Origin of the sequence: Shewanella algidipiscicola (assembly GCF_900380485.1) — a bacterium.
Lineage (GTDB): Bacteria > Pseudomonadota > Gammaproteobacteria > Enterobacterales > Shewanellaceae > Shewanella > Shewanella algidipiscicola.
In genome coordinates this window covers 1-20,388 of sequence record NZ_OXJV01000003.1, presented here as the reverse complement: position 1 = coordinate 20,388, position 20,388 = coordinate 1, and the positions used below count along the sequence as shown (strand labels likewise).

The following is a 20,388-nucleotide window of genomic DNA, read 5'->3' as shown; positions in this document are numbered from 1 at the left end:
TATACTATTTATATCCTTTTTAAACGATTATCTTGATTTTGATCAAAGTTAATACCTTGTTCTCTTTGGTGTGTCCCCCTAAAGTGTAATTAATATTATATAGGGGATCATTTATGTTTCACCCTCTAGTCATCAGAACAACCATACATATTGAAGAAAAAAATGAAATAAGACTGCCAGTTATTTACACGCAAAATGGGGTCTTGAAATCATATCTGGATTATTCAATCTATAAACGAAATAAGAGCATGTCTTGGATTGATGCGAGTGCTCGAGCAGTTTGCTTACTCGTCGAATTTGTAGAATTCAATAGCACGTATTTCAAATATCCTGCAGACCTTTTCTCAGCCTTTTCAGACAAACTATTCTCAGGAACAATCAACCAAAATGGTGAAGATCCAACGGGACTCCGATGGAGAAAGCGAAGTATACAAAATGGCAATAAAATCATTTCGTATGTGACTCAATACTCTGATTGGCTTTGCGACCATAAAGAACTTAACAACAAAGACAACCTTAATCCTTGGCGTGAAGCTACAAGCCACGAGGAACGATTAAATTGGGCAGCATATTCACATAAACATAAAAATGCTTTTCTAGCACACACATGGTCAAAAAAATCAGCGCAAGATAGAAACAAATTATCTAGAAATGTTCGATACCAACAAGAGCATAGGGGCAATGATAACAACTCTGCCTTGAACAGGTTCCCTGATGAGTATATTGACGACTTAATTCATAAAGGGTTTGTAAAGCCCGGTGTTTTAGCTACAGCCCCAGCTTATACCCGTCTTGAATTAAGGGACATACTCATCACTATGTTGCTTCATTTTGGTGGGTTGAGAAGATCTGAACCTTTTCATTTATGGCTTGAGGATATAGAGCTTCATCCTGAAAATTCAAATGAAGCTTTGGTATGTGTGTACGAACCTGAAATCGGGCAGTCTCCTATGTCATATACCAATGGGCGCATTGAGGTTCGTGAAGAAACACTGGCTAAAAACTTCCAACTTTTGCCCCGAAATAAATATGAAAAAAGTAAAAAGGTTTATGCAGGTTGGAAGAATAATAAATTATCCCCATCGAAAAAAAATTATATGGTTGTGAATTGGTTTGAACCATCAGCTGGTGAACAGTTTTTGTTTTATTGGCGTTTGTACCTAGCTAAACAAAGGATTAGTCCACATAAAAATCGTAAACACCCGTATGCTTTTACTAATCAATTTGGTGACCCTTACTCGATAGATGCATTTGAACGAAAATACAAAAAAGCAATTGAACGGGTTGGGCTTGTTTTTGAGAAAGATTTAGGGACAACGCCACATGGCCACAGATATGCTTATATAAATCGTCTAGAAAAAGCTGGTGTTAGTAATTTATTCGTAGCTAATGCGGCACATCACAAATCGATAAAATCTCAAGACTCTTATAAATCACTATCGCCAAGAGAGATTAGGTTGGAGTTTAAAAATTTCGAAAGCAAAACTAGAGAAACGTTAGAATTGGAGAGTGTTTATGAGTAAATACACAACGATTCAAGAGGCTTCAACAGCCGCCATCAAACTCGGGATTAAATCGCAACGTAATTATACAAAGCGCTATAGAGAGGATCCTCGGCTTCCTTGTAATCCTGACATCTATTATGGTGAGAACTGGCGAGTGTTTGGCAGATGGTATGGTTTTTTAGGCCGTTCTATCCCAAATTATTACACCACGATTCAAGAGGCTTCAGCAGCTGCCATCAAACTCGGGATTAAAAAGCAATCTGACTATAGTAAGCGCTATAAAGAGGACCCGCGGCTTTCTAGTTGTCCTGACGTCTATTACAGTGAGGCTTGGCAGGCGTTAGGTAGATGGTATGGTTTTTTAGGGCGTTCTATCCCAGATTATTACGTCACCATTCAAGAGGCTTCAATAGCAACCATTAAACTCGGGATTAAATCGCGACCTGAGTATGTCAAGCGCTATAGAGAAGACCCTCGGCTTCCCTGTGCTCCTAATAGCTATTACAGTGAGGTCTGGCAGGCATTTGGCAGGTGGCATGGTTTTTTAGGCAATGCTATCCCAGATTATTACGCTACGATTCAAGAGGCTTCAACAGCTGCCATCAAACTCGGAATTAGAAACCAACCTGACTATATCAAGCGCTATAAAGAGGATCCTCGGCTTCGCAGCAATCCCGCTACTTATTACAGTGATGACTGGCAGGCGTTTGACAAGTGGAAGGGGTTTTTAGGCAATACTATCCCAGTTTATTACGCTACGATTCAAGAGGCTTCAACAGCCGCCATAGAACTCGGGATTAAATCGCGACCTGAATATTTCAAGCGCCAAAAAGAAGACCCTAAGTTCCCCTGTAATCCTGACATCTACTATAGCGATGACTGGCAGGAGATTGGAAGATGGTATGGTTTTTTAGGTCAATTAAAGCCTTATTCTCGTGGAGACATAAGCTTGAGTTTTAATGGATGGCGAGATTTATTTGATTCATATATAGAGCAATCTCAGCGTAACATTGCAATGAGAAAAAGAACTAGTATCTGCTTTATCTGTAAGTTCATCATGGAAAATAATTATCCAGCCAAACCAGAGGTATTCCTGTTTAAAACAACAAAGATTGATCGTAATCAGTATGAGCAATTTTTAAAGTTTTTTGGTGAACAAGATAAGTCTAAATTCCACGTGATCGTTCTTGAATTTCTTCAATATTGCCTTTCTCAATTATGTACTTTGGAAGATGAGGATGAAGTTATTATCCATCCTGATTTTCATAACCCATTAAGTCAATTTCAAAGTCATTTACTGGAAATTAAAGCTAATAAATTACCTGAATCAGATAAACCTCTTTTAGCTTATACATATGTGGTTAAAGCAAGAGAGTGGATTGTACCATCAGAATCCAAAAATCTATGTGATTTAAATCATTTGCACGGTTTGATGGCAAATGATTGGTTTGATGTCGACCCTTCTTTAATTGATGAAAGTGATCCGGATTGTGTCTACCGATATGTAGAAAAAGATCGTCGAAAAGGAAAGCATACTGGAGAGTTAATAGGTGCTTACAACGAAAAAGTTTGTCAAATATGGTCTCCAGCGCGTTTTTTTGCTTTATACACTTTATTGAGTGTCCCTTCAAGAGGACAACAGATTCTCTGGTGCGATAGCGGTGAAGCTGATAAAAAAATTCCTGAATTTGTGAATGGTAAAATCGAATGGATGGAAAATGCTGGTTTATTAGCGGGGAGGACAAAGAAACAAGGTTTTATAAAAGAGTATCCTGATAATGAGCTAGGTTTACATTTTACTACCAATAAAACATCGCGTCTGGAAGGAGGCTACGACATACCTTGGGTTCCTGATAATTTAGATTATTGGATGATCAAACTTAGAAATTGGCAATCAAAATATAATGCTATTACTGAGCCAACAAAATGGACCGATCTCAATCATAGAGTTCCTATTGGAAGTAGGGTTTTAGAGCAACGAGGCACTAATTGCTTTTTATTTAGAATGGGCAATAGTTGTCAACCTCACCAGCAGCCTATTTTTTCTAAGGCGCTTGCGTATGTTCTGCATCAAATAGAAGAAAAAGGTAATCCATTAACAAATAAAGTTAATAATCAAGAGGGTGTAGGTTCGTATAAATCAGACTATACACCTCACGCCATGCGTGTAAGCTTAATTACAGCATTTGTAGTTGACGCAAAAGTACCTATTCATATTGTTCAAAAATTGGTCGGTCATGCAAGGTTAGTGATGACGATTTATTATACTAAGGTAGGTCATGCCGAAATACGTGATGAACTTAATGCGGCAAATAAACGAGCTTTAGCCGTTGCACCATTAAGAATTCAGCAACAAATTCGAAATAAACAATTTGAAGCAGTAAGAGACTCCCTTGTTCCGAACGATCAATTAGCTTTTAACAATTTAAATAACGAACATCCGGCTTCTGCATTTTCTTTTACAGATATAGGTATATGTCCTATGGGGGGGGGGAAATGTGAGGAAGGAGGAGAAGTTGAAAATAATGAAGTCAAATATAAAAAGTATTTGTCAGTAGGATCCGGATATCTTGGTGAAAAAAATTGTATTCGTTGCCGTTTTTTTATCACAAGTCCCGCATTTTTAGGTGGTTTAACCGCAGTGTTTAACGAAATTTCATTAAAGCAATTTTATATTAAGCAAAAAGAACAGAATCTAATTATTCATATTGAGTCATTAGAGGATGAACGTTATGACGCTGAAAAAAAGGAACAGGTGTTCATTAAATCCATGGAGTTAGATAAAGCGGCATCAAACCTTGAAATGATAGCTAAAGAAACCAGTATGTATGCGACTGATACAGTGCATATTGCACGGCTTATTATGCAGTGTACCAACCTATTGAACCAGTCCATTGAGGCGGAGGAAGGTAAAGGAACTATGTTAGTTGCTAATACGGAATCTTCCTCTATTAACTGGAGTATTGATGAAACTAATAGCGAGTTTCATCAGCTAAGCACAGTGTGTGAAAATGCAACTATTTTTACACTAAGTGATGCATCATTGGCCAATGCTAGGCGCTCTCAATTAATCGACAAGATGGCGCACCAAAATGGCATTCAGCCATGGTTGTGTATGCTTTCGCCTGAGCAGCAGCTAGAAGTGGGAAACCAAATGAGTGAGCTATTAAAGAGTCGTTTAAAGTCGTGGGATAATGTCGAAAAACTGATGAGAGCAGAGATCCTTTTAAGTGATTTTAATGATGATAATCAGCTCATGCCGCTTCATGATGAAGTGAAGAAGATCTTACTCCAAAGTGAAGCGAATCAACTGACTACTACAAACAAGCCTTTATTGGAGGCTGTATGAGTCATGAACCTAATGAACTTTGTGAAGCACTTAAGAAAATTTCAACTCCCAAAACGGCAAGTTCAATAGAGCTAATTCATCAGATATGTATTGAGCAGTCTGAACGTGGGTCCTGTGATTTTACAATAGCGACTATTGGACGTTTAAGTGAAGCTGTTAATGGTCCGAAGACACAGGCCATCAGAAATAAAACAGGTGAAAAATACCGAGCGCTTATTCAATCATGGGCAGAATATAAAAAGCCCCTAAAAGTTATCTCAAGCAAAGTAAAAGAGCAAAATTCTTGGGTGGGTGATATTGACGACGCTCGCATCAGATGGCTTGTAATGGATTTAATAGCACAAAATAGTAAGTTAACTGGGCAACTTCAATTAGCAAAAGAGCTATCCAATATTAATATTGATCTAAGGCCATCAGCTAATAACAATGCAATGGAAAGTTCATCTCATCCATCTTTAACTAAATCGAATCTACTTCCAACAGAATTAGAAGCCTTATCCCATTCTATTGATCCTGATACATTTGAAAAAATTGGCTGGACAGTAGATAAGCGTGGCAGAGTTAAAGACCGTGATGGTAATACAATATTTAAAGCTGGTTATGTCGATGCTATTGAAAAGATATTGGCTATATAAGACCTAAAATAGTAGACATTTTCTTGAACAAAATATTGTCCTAGAGCAACGGGTATAGGCAATCAATGCTAGTAAGTAGCAAGGTTAAACCTCGTTCTAAAATCTGACAAAGGTAGTATATGTTAAAAACCGAAGATACGATCGCAAACTGGTACTTATACTATATGGGTCCAACTATTGATCTCCTGATCGTTTTTGCCGATTCCACAGAGTCACAAATATCTAGTCAGATACAAAATTACCGAGAGAACAAACAGAATATTGTAATTGAGCATGATGGAATACCTGAAGCAGACTATATGGTCACAGAGTTTGCTGGCCTCACTAGCGATACATGGGACTTAAAATCTGTTTTTTCAGAATACTACCCTAATCTACATCGACGTTCTGCCATTTTAACAATAGTGGGCATTTTTGAGCATGAGTTAGTTAATTTATGTACTAAGTGCTTTGAAGAATTCGATTTACAAGAAAGTCTTAAGGATACACGTGGTAAAGGGTTAGAAGGTGCGGTTAAGTATTTGTCAAAAATAGTGAAAGTCGAAATGCACAAATCGACTCAAACTTGGCAGACAGTGCTCAAGATAGTTAAACTGCGAAATGCTCTAATTCATCAAGATGGAAAGGTTATTGACCATGCAGGCAATGAGATTTCAGCTATTATAGAGCACTGCAGAGCAGTAGATAGCCTTAGTATTGATGAAAATAATCAATTAGTTTTGCGTGAAGGTTATTTGCATTTTGTCTTAGATACATATCGCAAATACATTGAGCTGGTAAATAGATCTTTGATAGCGAAAAAGACTTAACTAACGATTTGAAGTGACAAATATTTTTTGATTTTTTGATTTTTTGCTTCAAAACGGGCTTTGTGGCTGGAGTGTTAGTTTTAACTTCAACGCATTTGGCTGTAATTTAAGCTGGGCACGACTTCACATTTGCCCACCATACTTTTCTAGTTAAAGCTAATTAATGAAAATCAAATCTCTCAGGAGCTGATTTTAATCAATACCACGACTAATTAGTTTGGAAATAAAGCCTACTATTCCTTGCTCACTGTTGCTGGCACATCCATGAACTAAGTAGTTACGGATACCAAAGAACGCACCAATCAGAGCACAAGTAATGCCTATCCACTCAAACCAATGAATACGTCGAATAAACAGAGACTCAAATGCTTGAGTTACCATACTACCGTTAGTATCAGTTATCTTGGATTCTAGATACGCAGGTATACCAAAATAGAAAAACACAAAAAGTACTGCCCCAAAACTCATTGCTCCCCACCATGGCAGACGAGCTGAAATATATACTGAATCCCTAACTATCTGGGCTCCGTTTGAACCATTTCGATATCCTCTTCCCATCACCTATTCCTTAGCGTAAAAACTTCCATAACGACAACTATCGCAAATTTAATACATTAAACAAATTGCTTTTTGAACTAAGGCAACAGCTCCCTTATATCACACTCCAATACTTCAGCTAGTAGGTACGCCTTTTCGAGGGTAATGTTCACTTCTCCGCGCTCGATTCGTCCAGCATAACTGCGGTCAATCTCTGCTAATAACGCCAATTTATCCTGAGAAATGCCTAGTGTTTTGCGCTTATCACGCAATTTTGCTCCAAATTGGATAGCTAAGTCTTTCATTTTTCATCTCGTTAAAGATAAAGACTATCCAAAGTTGCGGCTTATAAAGCCACGGATTATAATCCGTATTTAGTTTAATGCTCATTACAAAGAGCTTAAGACAGTGAACCACTACCTCTTGCGAGAAAGTAATGTCGATAATTTCAATAAAAATATGCACAAGGTTGCATACTATTCTCCAGGATGAGAGCTTTAACAATTTTCGTGTGTCTCAATTACGGGATGCATATTTAGCAATATCTCCTACTAATAAGGATTCTGTAGATGTTCGCAAGTATGTGTATAGACAAATTCTGAGACTAGTTAAGAAAGGTCTATTGTTAAAAAAAGGAGCGAAAAACTCTAAAAAAGTTACGTATCAGAAATCGGATCTGTTTTATGAAGCGAGCTACATAACTGAAGGAGATGCAGCAAAGGTCAATAAACCTAAAGTGATTGTTGATGCAAGTACTAATTTTGCATTCCAACAGCTTGAAAAGCGCCTAAAGGAATCTGAAGTTGATTTACTAACTAGTATTGGCGAATCAGAAGAATATATGCGGTTGTATCAATCTTTCCCAGAGATGAAAGCGCACCTTGAATCCCAGTATTTACAAGCCCGTGAAAATAGCTCGAAACTACTCGGCCAAATCAAAGCGATTAAGTCTGTTCTCGCTCATCAGCAAAAGTAACCTTAATGCATTTAAGACAATGGCAATCAGAGTGCGTCAATCGCGCTCTAGAGCACTTTAGTGCCAAACATAAACACTTCCTTTGTTTGGCAACCCCAGGCGCTGGTAAAACGATTATGGCTTCAGAAGTCGCTGTTCAGCTGCTTGAGCAAGACCTTATCGATTTTGTACTTTGCTTTTCACCTTCGATAAATATATCGCAAGGTATTAAGCATACTTTCTCGAAACGGCTGGAATGCCGTTTCGATGGCGTCATAGGTGCCGTTGGTTGCTCCTATACGTATCAAAGCATGTTGTCTTTTAAAGAAGATTTCTGGCAACTGTTAAAACAAAATCGGGTACTCGTGATATTTGACGAGATCCATCATTGCTCTGGCAGTTCTCTTGAAGATGCTAACGCCTGGGGGGAAGAGATCTTATTGAATATTCAAAGCCAAGCCGAATATACTTTAGCGTTAACTGGCACTCCATGGCGCTCAGATCAAGCACCGATAGCTTTATCTCGTTATACAGATCCAGACAATCAAATACAGTGTGATTATATATATGGATTAAGGGACGCTGTTGCTGATGGTGTATGTCGAAGTCCAAAGATTGTATTAATTGATAATGAAAGGATTTCGGTTACTGACGAAGAACATGAAACTAAGACGTTCAATAGCCTAGAAGCTCTATTCAAAGGTTCATTAGTTACTTACCAATCGATCATCAAAAATGATACAGCCATTCGGCATGCCTTAACACTGGCGACGAACAAGCTAGACAACATTAGACGGCATAACCCTAATGCTGCAGGACTTGTCGTTGCATCATCGATAGAGCACGCCGCATATATCCTAAATATGCTCAGAAGTGAATATGGGCAAACTGCCGAAATCGTTACCTATAGAGAAGAGCTACCTTCACTTAAAATCAATGAGTTTAGGAACAGCACAACAAACTGGATTGTCAGCGTAGGCATGATAAGCGAAGGTACAGACATCCCGCGTTTGCAGGTGTGTTGCCACCTAAGCAGAGTTAAAACCGAACTCTATTTTAGGCAAGTACTCGGTAGGATTTTACGAGTAAACAAGGCTATCAATCAGGAGGCTTGGCTATATACTTTTGCAGCACCAAAGCTTGTAGAGTTTGCAAATCGGATCGCTGAAGAAATACCTGATGTACCCGTCATATTCAGGGAATTCGATACTGTTACGGTCTCCGTTGAGCAGGGAAAAAGTGAAATAATAAGAGCAAGTTCCCCATCTCAAGAGAGTCATACTGTTAGGTTTAGTACTCCACACATAGCTGCACAAAAGCACTCGTTCATAACCGCTTCGAACAATCAAAACCTATCTTGGCCGACCTCACCATCTTTTGAAATTTTAGGTGGTTTTAGAGAAAAGGTGGTATCTACTTTCAACTCACCTTTTTGATGCGGTAATCTTATTTATGGTGTTTTTGGTTCGTGTAAGCATATATTACTTCACATAATATTTGAGATTGACGTTCACTAATTGTGATTATTACTTCTTAGCTCGAACTTTTAATAGTAATTTATCCAGAGTTCTATTAACGTCTAACTCATCACCAACATCTAAAGTAGGTAAAATTGCTTTCATTAAACACAACGTATTCTCAGGCCAAGAATAATCTTTCACTGAAAGAGCTTTGTTTATATTAGCAAAGTGAATTTCAGGATTTTTTAGTAAATATCTATTCGGCCCCCAAAAAGCTAACCATTTAACTGTAATTGATTCAAAAGCCAATCTGGATATTAAGTTTGACTGTTTTATGTCAATACCAATTTGAATAGCGATTAGAGCATGGTGAAATACTGTAACAATTAAATCAATGGGTTCTCTATTTTGCTGATGGCGTAAACGCATCAATAATTTTGAGTTGTGAGATAATGCATCAGTTGCATTTATATCTTTTCCTTTCAATATACTAAATAATTCTTTGCGAATAACCATTTCAGGTTCTATTGAAATATAGTCAACTAGTTTGTCGACTTCACCCCACTTATTTTGTAGTGTACAACTTATAACAAAACTAAGTAAGTATTGCTCTACTATACCACTATAACGTTCAAAATCGGCTATGGTTGCTTTTGGTAGTATTTGATATGTGAAATTAATATCTATTGATTCATTTTTATCGATTACAGTAGCTAAAGCATAACTTAAATGTGGCACGAAGCTTTTCAAAGCGTTCACAAATAACTCTCCATTTGGTTTTATGATTGCCGTATCAAGTCTTGAAGAAACTAAAACAAACTCTCCTTCTACAATTGGACCATTAACCAAATTTACTAAAAGCTTTGAAGGTATACCTACATCTAATGAGCAATAATTCTCTATCGAAGCTAACATGTACCAAGCCATTTCGATAGGCGTTAACCCTTGCTTGCCTATATCTATACTAGGCTCAGGGTTACTAACGATTCCTGGAAACATACAGACCTCTTCACCGCTAGGTACAAATTGCTTATTTTTAGTTGCTTCTTGTTGAAGCCATAACAAAATGTGACGAGATGTTGCGTGGCAGTGCGCGGCTTGTAACGAGCTTTTAGGATCTATTTCTTTAAGTTCAAACAGCACTTCAGCAAGATCTTGAATGCACTCTTTTCTATTGCCACTATGCCAACTCGCTAAAGCTGCATCAGCTTTCAAACCTACTTGCATAGGTTTATTTTCTAGAAACGCCCTTTTTCTGTTAGCAGAAGCGCCAAGTAAATAATACTTTCTTGCTAATGAGTAACTACTCTCATTTTCTGCACAAATAGCGGAATCCCGATAAAAATATATTTTATCGACATGATTAAGTGGGGCATTAGAGTCTATCAGTTGATTTGAAAGAGAAAGGCTTTTACCATATTCTTTTGCCCTAAATAGGACTTTTGCTTTTGCTCTTATTAAGCCAAAATTTGAATCTCCATACTTCGCTAGACCTGAATCAATGACCTCTAGCGCTTTCTCTTTTTGCCCTCCTGATTCATCCCAAATAATAGCGGAGAATTGTACGCAAACTGACGCTAGCTCCTCATACCCCCACTTATTTGCAAAAAATTCTAGTTCAGAGAATATAGCTGAATGCTTTTCGCAATCAATTGTTTCTCTTTTATACTCATGTAACCATGCCCCTCTCACAAAAGCATCTACCCCAAAATCAATTTGTTCTATAGTTTGGAACAGCTCTTCTCTAGCATCTGATTCCAATGTATCAATAAATTCAAATAATGAAGTTAGTGCATCTATCGTTTTAATTTGACTGATTTGATTAATAATTAAAAAACTTACAACTGATATATCATCAACTTTTGTCGGTATCTCTTTATGAGGTATAGAAGACGGAAGTAATACTGCTTTATTTTTATATAGAGTGTTAAGCTTAGTGACTATTAAATTCCAGTTTGGTAAAACTCCAAATTTAGGCTGAGATAAAAGTAGCTTTGAGTATATCATGATGCATAATAATACCGAGCTGCCAGGCTCTTGAACATCAGAGTTATCTGCTTCGATTTCAAAACGGTTAAACGTTTCTAAGTAACGCTCTTCTTTATCTTCAAAACACGTTAACAGTAGTAGTTGAGCGCCTCTCAGCATAATATTTACATTTGAGTCATTTTCATAAATTGAACGGTTTGTATTCAAAAAAGTAAACATCATTAAATGTGGGGCGATCATTTGAAGTTCACTGAGTTCAGTTGTAAGGATTAGATAGCATAACAGTGTAAGCGCTCTAGTATTTTCTCCTGCAAATGCAGCAATAAATGCGGTATTAATTGTAATTGGATCAATTTCTTTTGTACGGAGAATTGAGTCCGCAATTTCACTTTGAACTTGTTTTTGTTGTTGTCTAGTTAGGGTTGCAACTGCAAAGTTTGATAACAGAGGAGATAAAGAAAAGCGATCTATTTCATGCTGATCAATCCAAGATCCTATAAGTTGGTCAAAGGTAATTCCTGCGTCAGTTATTTTAGGGGGTAAGAATGCTAAATCAAGAACCAGATGCCTGTTAAACCTACCTGTAATTAGAGATATTCGCTCGACAAGTTCCCTTGCACTAGCTGGTAGTTCACGAAGTAACCGTTCCCTTGTTTTCTTCTTAACTTTTTCTACCGTTTCATTTTTTTGTAGTAAAGAGTCTAAGGTTCGAAGTTCTTCAATGTTCCATTTGCTTGTATTCATACTTTGAATCATTGCGATAACTAGTTGAGGATGTCCTCCACCTGATGACATATATATATACCGTGCCCAATAACCCTCTGTCACACCAAAAGACGATAAAATTTCTTCAATATCTTCCTCCGAAAAATCATCAACTTTTTGTTCAATATTCTGGGGAAGGTTAGCAGAAAAAAGAAAGTCCTCATCAATCGATTTTGAAGATGTGAAAACCAGGCAGATATTAGCATTGTGACAGGAGCTTTGAAGGCTAATTAACTTCTCTTGAACCATAGAATCACATGCACAGTCGAAATCATCTATTAGAACGCCACTTATTTCATGGTTGTACTGATTAATTAAAGGGCTAGCGAGTACTTGGCAAACTTCTTGTGAATTTAGCCCTCTTAAATTTACTCCAAACCAATTTCCACCGACACATTTTGCCGCCATTTTTGCTGAAACTGTTTTTCCAACTCCAGCAGCACCGTACAACCATGCTGTGCCATGTTTATTAAGGGAATCGGTAATACCGTCGATCAAACTATTTCTTGATGCGATTGCTGTAGGTAGCGGAACACCTTGGATTGAGCTGAAATTAGATATACGAGATACAACTAAATCCGAATTCCCCGAAAGAGCACTGGGTAAAATACTAGACATTAAATTTTGTGTAATCGCACGTGACAAAGCTTCTATATCTGGAGTATCACTACCGGTGATTAAATGACTTTGTTTCTTAGTGAGTTGATTATGAGGTAATTGTTGGAAATCAATTAAACTTATTTCAGGAATTAAATGTTCCTTAAATAAGGATATACAAATACTATTTATCCCAACAAAGTTGTCTTTACTTACTGATTTAACTACTGACGTTAGAAAAGCATCACTTGAATCGTCATCATGAATAAACACTCCGCTACCAGATAAACCTTGTAAAACCTCAGCTCCAGATTCGCCTTCAAAATCAGTATAATCTTTAACAGGTATCTCAATATGAATATCTTCCCCCGCAGTACCGTTTTTACTACAAGGTTTTACTGAGTAAACTTTTCCACTTTCAGACTTAGAACGCCCTCTAAATATAAATTGCAACTTAGGGTTGTTTGTATCGTCTGTAAAAAGTATTTCTGGAAATTTTTCACATTTGACTTCAACCTCGACAGCTAAAATGTCATGAGCTTTGAATATATCAAGATTTCCTAACTCTTTAACAAAAATTAACTCTCCAATTGATTCTGACTCGTAAGTTAAGGTTGAACTAAGATCTTCACTGTATTGATTACATTCTTTCCCGAACGGTACATGAGCAGCGGTTAAAACATAAAACACATCCTCAACTTTAACGAGTACAGCACTTCCAAGATAGGTTGATTCGTTAAAAATTTGAACCGTCGTATAGGGCAGAAATGTTAGGTGATTCATGACAATCTAATCTCATTTTGTTCTATGTAATTTATCTTGTACAAAAAGCGTTCTTCTGCACTTAATAAAGGGCCATTTCTTGTTTCAATAGATGAAATTGAGTGATTAAAGTAAAAATTAATTTCATCATTGCCATTTCTATCAACCAAAGTTGCTAGCTTGGCAATAGTTTCAACACTAGGGTGCTTACTCCTTGCCTTTCCACCGTTTGTACTAATAATAAAGTTATTACAACTAATCATGTTTAGTAGCTGTTTTGAGATGCTTTTTGCACTGCCATGGTGCGACAACTTAATAAAGTCAAATGCTGCTTTTTGTTTAGAGTTAAAACCTTCCTTTAGTAGATATTCTGAAATAACTTCAGGATGTGAATCAGCTAAAAAAAGTACTTTTTTATCTCTAAAATTGAGAATGAAAGCAATAGAGCTAGCATTAGCAATATCATCATTTTTTTTAGGGAATGAATCTGGTTGTTTTGCCCACTCAAGAAGAGGCTTAGCGACTGAGTTTAGGGATATGCTTGTTCCCTTAGTATTCTGCTTCACTGTAGCTAGATGGTCATTATATTTCTCGTAATAATTATCTAGCTCGGTTTGAGTTGGAGAGATAATATCTAGCGATAGGTTTTTAGAGACCTCAATAGTTTGCCCTTGAATTAGACCCTCAAATGGTAATTTTTTGTCTTGTAGCAAATTAACTAAATCTTTTGCTTGCCGTATAGATATTACGCCATTAGTTCTGGGAATCGGTATAGATTCAGGGGAGTTTACGTAAACTTTATCTAAGGCAAATTTTTCAGGGTAGTCATTAATTAATGGAAAAGCGCCATTGATGTGATCCTCATCAGAGTGCGTTAGAATAATGAAGTTGGCTGAATTGATTTTCTTCTTTATGTGATGCTGGTAGGTTAATTTGAACCCACAATCAACTAGAAGCTTTATACCACTGACATGCTCTTCAATAAGAAAAGCATCCCCATATCTTGCTTCAAAACTAGTTATTATCAATCCCATGTTTACCTGTTAAATCCTCTATTTGGCATTAAACTATTCAGGTTGCTTTTTGAGCGTTAGATTATTTAAGTATTGAAATTTGGCTAATTATTGACATCGATGTTTCAGTACCACCACATTAATCCTATCTTAAATCAACATCATAATCAGAAAAAATTTTACTTCTCATCTGCTTCAAGTGAAATCCACTCAAGCCATTTTTTAGCACCGTTAGTGTCAAATGTTTTGGTTCCATACCCAATAGATAAAACGTCGTCTGGCAAGAACTCATCAAACTTCTCGACCTGCTTTTCTAACACTGATTCGGCTAGCATTGTTTCGTTAGGCAATTGGGCTTGTGCTAAAGTTTGTAATGTAGCTTTAACATCTTCAAGGGATGTTTTTTCTATCTCAATAACTCCAGCATAGGCGCCGGCTTCATAGCCTTCCCTAATAAGAAGAGCTACGATCGTATTTACTATTTTGTCTCCCAACCATGTGAATATGTAGGTTGTATTACTAGCCTGTAGCAATGACCTGTTTGCTAGCCCTGCTGTATTAAAAAAACCAATACTTTCATGGAATAGCTCTTTAGCTGGAGTATCTGCAAAATCTACTTTTTGGTCGCCGACTGATATCCTGTAATCGCCTTCTTTAAGCATGCGATACATTTCTTGGCGCACGACGTCATGAATTGACATCCCGCCACCACCGAACTTTGGCGGTTTTCCACCTTTGGCGAACTCTACATAGATAGCTTTTTTGTCGGTATCGACATCTTTTACTTTCCAGCGCTTTCCAGCAAAAATAATGTGCTGGCCAACTAATACAAGTGAATCAACAGGCAGTGTTCCAATTGTATTTACGCCATTAATAACCCTGAACTCTTCTGGAGTTTTGAATACCGCATAAAATGAATAATGATTTGTAATGCGCTCACCTGATAGCCCTAAAACAATCTCACCGTTACCTAACTGCGTTATTAGCTCTGTTTTCCCCATATGACTCAGGAGAGCTTTAAAGTTCTCAACTCCGACGTTCTGAAAAGGGCCTTCCTTACAAAGTAATTTAAACAACTGCTCCGCTCTAATACCACCCCATTGTGCAATGACTGCAAGTGTCTGATGCAGAAGCGCTGAAAAGTGGTAAAGGGATGTATCAGCAGGCTCATACCATTTATTGCTAATTAATAATCTGATCATTGCGAGGGATTGCACTAACTCCAATCGGAGTTTATCGATAACACTCGAATCTTTTGTTAACTCATCTTCAGCGATCAGCATTCGAAGTATAGATGGACCCCCACGCCGCCCTGAACGTCCCATTCGTTGCCTTAAACTAGAAATGGAATGAGGGGCCGTAACCTGAACAACCGAATTTACTTTTCCGATATCTATACCCAATTCTAGTGTCATTGTACAAACAGCTGTAGTAGGTAATTGCTCTTTTTGAAGTCGCTTTTCTAAGCTCTCTCTAAGCTCTTTCGAGAGTGAACCATGATGAGGAAAAAACTCATTAGGTACGATTTTTTGATCACAAAAATCACTTAATGTTGCGGCTATACTTTCAGTTCGCTTTCGACTGTTTGCAAAGACTAAATGATTACCTCCACGGCAAAATTTTAACAAATCTTGGCATATTTGGTATTCCGCATCTACTGGAGCCTTATCATCTACACCTGCGGAGTTTAGATAACCTTTCACTTGAATCTTAAATGTAGATGTAGAGTACGAATCTTTAATTATTTTGCACGGAAAGGATTGGTTTGGCCTAAGTGACAATGGCACCTTTTCCAATTCACCGAGTGTTGCGCTCAATGCAGCCCTGGGAATTGGTGACTTTAATCTCCCTAGAAGGTGCTCCAAACGATGAAGCAGGGAAAGTAAGTGATGTCCACGTTCAGTGCCAAGAAAGGCATGGAATTCATCAATAACAATATATTTTAAATTAGAAAATGCAGACTTCACCCAGCCAGCATCACGAATAAGCAATGACTCAAGTGATTCAGGGGTAATTAGTACAATACCAGCTGGTGAACGCCTTAATTTATTCTTCCTACTTTGTAGGCTATCACCGTGCCATGGGGTAACAGGCATATCTAGTAAATCTGAAAGGCTCTCTAAACGTCTATCCTGATCATTGATTAAGGCTTTTAGTGGGCTGATATATAGAATACCAACCCCTTCTTTTTGATCTGCTATGGCACTGATTGCTGGTAAAAAAAAAGCTTCAGTCTTACCCGCTGCTGTTGAAGCACTGATCAGAACATCAGTTTTGGCAGATAGTATCGGATCTATAGACAAACATTGTATTTCTCTTAAGTTTGCCCAGCCTTGCTTAAAGATCCATTGTTGAACCCCGATATCTAGCTTTTTATATTCGTCGATCATAGTTTAAAGTCAGCAAGTCCATCTTCGCTCTCTTCTACCTCAAGTTCGACATCTGAGGGTTTTTCTTCTTCAATAGAAACCGATGAAATTAAACTGTCCCATACAATAGATGGATTTTGATCAACTACCGCAAGCATGTCTAAGAATGCTTTTATTGTATTACGAGGAGTCCTGAAATAAGCGTCCCCAATTGTCTGACTACAGTGGTGAAGAAATGATTTAAGCGCCTCATCGGGCACAAGGTACTGCGATTGGTCACCAGAAGCATAGACGTGTCGTAAATTTTTCAAAAGAATATATAGCTCTTCTGGTGTAAGGCTAGTCAGGTGCAATGCTGGTGAGGAGTAGTCAATTACACCTGCTTGCTTAGCAAATGTATTTCCTGCTAGACGTGACTGAAGAGCTTCATAGCTGTATAGCCCCTTTCGTGGGTCTAATAAGAACTCCGGCGTACCACCTAGTAGAAAACCAAGGTGCTCCGCTGACCCTTGTAAACAATCATTAAGCATTCTTAGAATTTGCTCATAATTAGACGTTCTTGCTTGAGTGCTATGTAGCTTGTACAAATTAACCAATTCATCGAGGTTAACAATCAAGCCTTGGTATCCTGCTTGCCGAACAAATAGACTTAACAGTTTTAGAGAGTCGTAAAAGGATGCATCCGTAATTATGCTTCTGACACCTAAGTCTTTACGAGCATCTGTCTTGGTTGAATACTCTGCTCTAAGCCACTTTATCGCATGACTTTTTAAGTCATCATTATCTTGCTCATGACCTAGCCAATAAGCTTCAATAACTTTGGCAAAATCATACCCTCCAACTAACTCTGATAAAGACGAAAGACGTTCATGAATAACTACGGTTATTTCTTTGTTTGATGCATCAGCTTCTTTTCTAGCTTCAGTAATAAATTTTTCAACGACACTTGTTAGAGCGTTACCGTCAGACTTATTCCGTGTTGACATGTTACGCATTAACTCAGAGTAAAGATTACGAGCTTGACCTGATGAAGCATGAATACGGCGATCCGGTGATAGATCAGCATTAACGGTTACCAATTTTCTTTCAAGAGCGATAGATCTTACAACACTCAAGAAAAATGTTTTTCCCGAACCATACTCACCAATAATGAGTCTAAAAGCAGAGCCACCATCTGAAACACGTTCAATATCTTGAATCAGTGCTTTTAACTCTTTTACTCGGCCCACTTGAATGTGTTGGATCCCTACTTTTGGTGTCACTCCTGACTTTAAAGACTGGATAATTGCATCTCTTTCTTTAGACCGTATTTTTTTCGCAATCATCATTTATCCTTTTAACTCTTCAACAATTTCAAGATCGACATAGATGTCACCATCATCATCTAATACCGGAGCATCTACTTTTTCATAAGCCCAGTCATTGATCGTTTCTATCGCACCATCGACCATGAGGCTAAGCTTGCCACAAAATTCATGAACTTCATTACGCGACCATGTTTCTTTACTGAGCAATGTGTCGAACAACTCTTTATGAGCATGGTCCAATCCATCAGACTCTGCTTGCTCTCTAATAACCTCTATTTCAGGTTCATCATCAACTGCAAAAATGTTTTCTAACATTGTCTTGGCGTCACTTGTTTCACTTTCATGCATAGCCAAAATGCCTTCATCCAATTTAAATGTATTGGCGCTAGTATCGGAATTTTCTGAACGAGTAATAGTACGGCTATTCGAGGAAGTTAAATGATGGATATCACTAGTAACAAGAGACCTATCCAACCCAAGTGAGGTGTAAAGCTTTTCGATTTGTTTTATTTCTGATGAATCTACTTTCCCATCAGCTAGTGCTATGGAAATCATGAACTTCTTTAGAAACTCAATTTCATTAGTTTTAAGCTTTTCAATTCTTGCTTTCAATCCAGCAGTATTTGCTGGGCTATTTAATCTCCAGATCAAATAGGCTTTGAGTGAGTTTTTTTCTGATGGGCTCATATTTTCATCTTGATCTACTAGCCTTTGCAGTACTAGTTTCTCTTCTTGATCAACGTAGCCATCGATTGTTGCTACCATTGCTCCAAGCCTCATAGCTAAGCTAACTTGATTGAATGCTTGGCTTGGTTCAAAGAACTCACCATGAGCAGGTGTGAACAGTACAATATTGCCATCAGCTTTAACCTTTGCTTGATGAAAGCGTTGATCTGGGGCAATTCCTATATTCGCTTTGGTCGCTAGATTGGTTAGTAACTCGTGTTCTTTTTTATTTATGGCCTTAGGAAATGGCATCCCAGTGTGGGACCAAAACTCTTTAACAGTAGTAAGCCCATCTTGCTTTTCTATGACTTGTTCTGCCCACTTTTTAAATTCTCCAATGACAGGGGAGTTTGACTCATTTACCAACTCTTTAGGCAATAGCATTAATGCAGCAATATCATTTTTAGAAGTATCAGCCTTACCCAGGTATCTGCTGTAACTTGCCAGCTCCTCGGTACAAGCTTCTGCAATGGGAATTAGTTTCTTAATGGGTCCTTTTAGAATGCTCGGATCGGGTAATTCCTCAACAGCTAAATCAATCCCATGAATGCCATTACTTGCGGCATGATACGAAAGACGCAGCTTTGTTTTATTAGGCTTAACAGATATACCTTCACCAAACTTTTGCGAAAAACGGATTTCAAAAAGTGTTCTAAATTCTTCTTCGCATCTTCTCGCTGGCATTTTGAGTGAATACTCAAAAGTATTTTTCAACCAAGCTAGAGCTAATTTAACTCCAACTATCTGGTCATTAACAACTGTATTAGCTAATTTAATTTTGAATGATAAAGCATTATTCGTATCGGGTATTTCGTCCATCCGATACTCAAGTAAAGAAGGCCTGAACAGAGTCATCAATTCTAGAAAGTCAGATGAATATCTATTAAATGAACCGTTGGAACTAAATACTTTATTTAAGCGTAGAACCTCGTCGAAGATAGCTATGAACTCTGGATCAGATACATCAGAGGTAGCTTTGTTTTCTATGATTCTTCGTTCAAAGCCGTAGAAATAAATGAAAACATATCCAATTGGTATATTGGGATTTGAACGCTCTGAAGCTAACCAATCGAGATATGCTCCTCTACAACCTTGCGATAGTGATGCATAGCTTGGCCAATATCCTAAGGATTCATCAGAATGTGTTTCTGCATTTTCATTTAAAGGAGGCTTAGATACAGGTCTCTTTTCATCAACTAACGAAGGCTCTATCCCATACCCATCAAGAGAATTCATTACTCCACCAAAGTAGAAAAGACCTCTTTTGAGTTTTCGACCATTAATAGTTAACTGTTCACTTTCTCCAATCCATCGACCCTTTTGCTTATTCGATGATTCTTCAAGTTCATAACCAAAACTTGTCTCGATCGTGAAAGTTGCAAATTCGTCATCATCACTGCTGTCAAATGAAGAAACTGATGATCTGTTCACGCTAGATGAAGCAGAGGAACTAGTTCTATGTGGTAAGCCCCTAATATCTTAGACACTTAACTGTTTCTCAAAGTACTGCTTTTCGAACTGCACAGGAGACAGTCCATTATTACTACCATGACGACGCACTGGATTATAGAAATATTCGATATAGTTAAATATTTCTGAGCGAGCTTCAT

14 protein-coding genes are annotated in these 20,388 nt (G+C 37.7%); 6 read left to right on the top strand and 8 right to left on the bottom strand.

Annotated features, from left to right (window positions below; all coding sequences use genetic code 11):
- Positions 1-113 precede the first annotated feature (113 nt).
- From gmtY to DN599_RS06710, 4 genes are all read left to right on the top strand, one after another.
- Positions 114-1,523, top strand: coding sequence for a gamma-mobile-trio recombinase GmtY (gmtY, locus tag DN599_RS06725; protein WP_110456904.1), 1,410 nt, complete (start codon positions 114-116; stop codon positions 1,521-1,523).
- Positions 1,516-4,854, top strand: a complete 3,339-nt coding sequence (gmtZ, locus tag DN599_RS06720) for a gamma-mobile-trio integrase GmtZ (protein ID WP_110456903.1) — start codon at positions 1,516-1,518, stop codon at positions 4,852-4,854. The genes gmtY and gmtZ overlap by 8 nt, the downstream gene beginning before the upstream one ends.
- Positions 4,851-5,489: a gamma-mobile-trio protein GmtX gene (gene gmtX, locus DN599_RS06715; protein WP_110456902.1), complete on the top strand. Its 639-nt coding sequence runs from the start codon at positions 4,851-4,853 to the stop codon at positions 5,487-5,489. Before gmtZ ends, gmtX begins: the two co-directional genes overlap by 4 nt.
- 119 nt (positions 5,490-5,608) lie before the next feature.
- The gene (locus DN599_RS06710; RefSeq protein ID WP_110456901.1) at positions 5,609-6,298 is read left to right on the top strand and encodes a hypothetical protein; all 690 of its coding nucleotides are present in this window, start codon (positions 5,609-5,611) and stop codon (positions 6,296-6,298) included.
- Positions 6,299-6,490: 192 nt separating this feature from the next.
- On the opposite strand, the gene DN599_RS06705 is transcribed toward DN599_RS06710, so the two are convergent.
- Positions 6,491-6,856 carry a hypothetical protein gene (locus tag DN599_RS06705; protein WP_110456900.1) on the bottom strand — a complete coding sequence of 122 codons (366 nt, stop codon included), beginning with the start codon at positions 6,854-6,856 and terminating at the stop codon, positions 6,491-6,493.
- A 77-nt stretch (positions 6,857-6,933) separates the two neighbouring features.
- On the bottom strand, positions 6,934-7,140 hold the full coding sequence (locus DN599_RS06700; protein ID WP_110456899.1) for a helix-turn-helix domain-containing protein: 207 nt from the start codon (positions 7,138-7,140) through the stop codon (positions 6,934-6,936).
- 131 nt (positions 7,141-7,271) lie between these two features.
- Between DN599_RS06700 and DN599_RS06695 the strand changes: the two genes are divergently transcribed.
- On the top strand, positions 7,272-7,811 hold the full coding sequence (locus DN599_RS06695) for a response regulator (protein ID WP_110456898.1): 540 nt from the start codon (positions 7,272-7,274) through the stop codon (positions 7,809-7,811).
- Positions 7,812-7,816: 5 nt separating this feature from the next.
- Positions 7,817-9,226 carry a DEAD/DEAH box helicase gene (locus DN599_RS06690; protein ID WP_110456897.1) on the top strand — a complete coding sequence of 470 codons (1,410 nt, stop codon included), beginning with the start codon at positions 7,817-7,819 and terminating at the stop codon, positions 9,224-9,226.
- A gap of 90 nt (positions 9,227-9,316) precedes the next feature.
- Here the strand turns inward: DN599_RS06690 and DN599_RS18720 are convergent, their stop codons facing one another.
- The 6 genes from DN599_RS18720 to DN599_RS06660 form a co-directional block, all read right to left on the bottom strand.
- Positions 9,317-13,384: a hypothetical protein gene (locus DN599_RS18720; protein WP_204165108.1), complete on the bottom strand. Its 4,068-nt coding sequence runs from the start codon at positions 13,382-13,384 to the stop codon at positions 9,317-9,319.
- Positions 13,381-14,397 (bottom strand): ComEC/Rec2 family competence protein, encoded by a 1,017-nt coding sequence (locus DN599_RS06680; protein ID WP_110456896.1) that lies wholly within the window; start codon positions 14,395-14,397, stop codon positions 13,381-13,383. The genes DN599_RS18720 and DN599_RS06680 overlap by 4 nt, the downstream gene beginning before the upstream one ends.
- A 158-nt stretch (positions 14,398-14,555) precedes the next feature.
- Positions 14,556-16,766 carry a DEAD/DEAH box helicase gene (locus DN599_RS06675; RefSeq protein WP_110456895.1) on the bottom strand — a complete coding sequence of 737 codons (2,211 nt, stop codon included), beginning with the start codon at positions 16,764-16,766 and terminating at the stop codon, positions 14,556-14,558.
- Complete coding sequence (locus tag DN599_RS06670; protein ID WP_239473248.1) at positions 16,763-18,073, bottom strand: ATP-binding protein; 1,311 nt, start codon at positions 18,071-18,073, stop codon at positions 16,763-16,765. The genes DN599_RS06675 and DN599_RS06670 overlap by 4 nt, the downstream gene beginning before the upstream one ends.
- Complete coding sequence (locus DN599_RS06665; protein ID WP_204165107.1) at positions 18,074-20,209, bottom strand: tellurite resistance TerB family protein; 2,136 nt, start codon at positions 20,207-20,209, stop codon at positions 18,074-18,076.
- 48 nt (positions 20,210-20,257) lie between these two features.
- Positions 20,258-20,388 (bottom strand): IS3 family transposase (locus DN599_RS06660; RefSeq protein ID WP_162599169.1); only part of this gene is annotated, 131 nt, incomplete at its 5' end.

Excerpts from the sequence above, each read along its gene's own strand:
- DN599_RS06675 (WP_110456895.1), bottom strand. The coding sequence starts at position 16,766 with ATGATCGACGAATATAAAAAGCTAGATATCGGGGTTCAACAATGGATC.
- gmtX (WP_110456902.1), top strand. The coding sequence starts at position 4,851 with ATGAGTCATGAACCTAATGAACTTTGTGAAGCACTTAAGAAAATTTCA.
- gmtZ (WP_110456903.1), top strand. The coding sequence starts at position 1,516 with ATGAGTAAATACACAACGATTCAAGAGGCTTCAACAGCCGCCATCAAA.
- DN599_RS06700 (WP_110456899.1), bottom strand. The coding sequence starts at position 7,140 with ATGAAAGACTTAGCTATCCAATTTGGAGCAAAATTGCGTGATAAGCGC.
- DN599_RS06705 (WP_110456900.1), bottom strand. The coding sequence starts at position 6,856 with ATGGGAAGAGGATATCGAAATGGTTCAAACGGAGCCCAGATAGTTAGG.
- DN599_RS18720 (WP_204165108.1), bottom strand. The coding sequence starts at position 13,384 with ATGAATCACCTAACATTTCTGCCCTATACGACGGTTCAAATTTTTAAC.
- DN599_RS06680 (WP_110456896.1), bottom strand. The coding sequence starts at position 14,397 with ATGGGATTGATAATAACTAGTTTTGAAGCAAGATATGGGGATGCTTTT.
- gmtY (WP_110456904.1), top strand. The coding sequence starts at position 114 with ATGTTTCACCCTCTAGTCATCAGAACAACCATACATATTGAAGAAAAA.
- DN599_RS06695 (WP_110456898.1), top strand. The coding sequence starts at position 7,272 with ATGTCGATAATTTCAATAAAAATATGCACAAGGTTGCATACTATTCTC.
- DN599_RS06670 (WP_239473248.1), bottom strand. The coding sequence starts at position 18,073 with ATGATGATTGCGAAAAAAATACGGTCTAAAGAAAGAGATGCAATTATC.
- DN599_RS06690 (WP_110456897.1), top strand. The coding sequence starts at position 7,817 with ATGCATTTAAGACAATGGCAATCAGAGTGCGTCAATCGCGCTCTAGAG.
- DN599_RS06710 (WP_110456901.1), top strand. The coding sequence starts at position 5,609 with ATGTTAAAAACCGAAGATACGATCGCAAACTGGTACTTATACTATATG.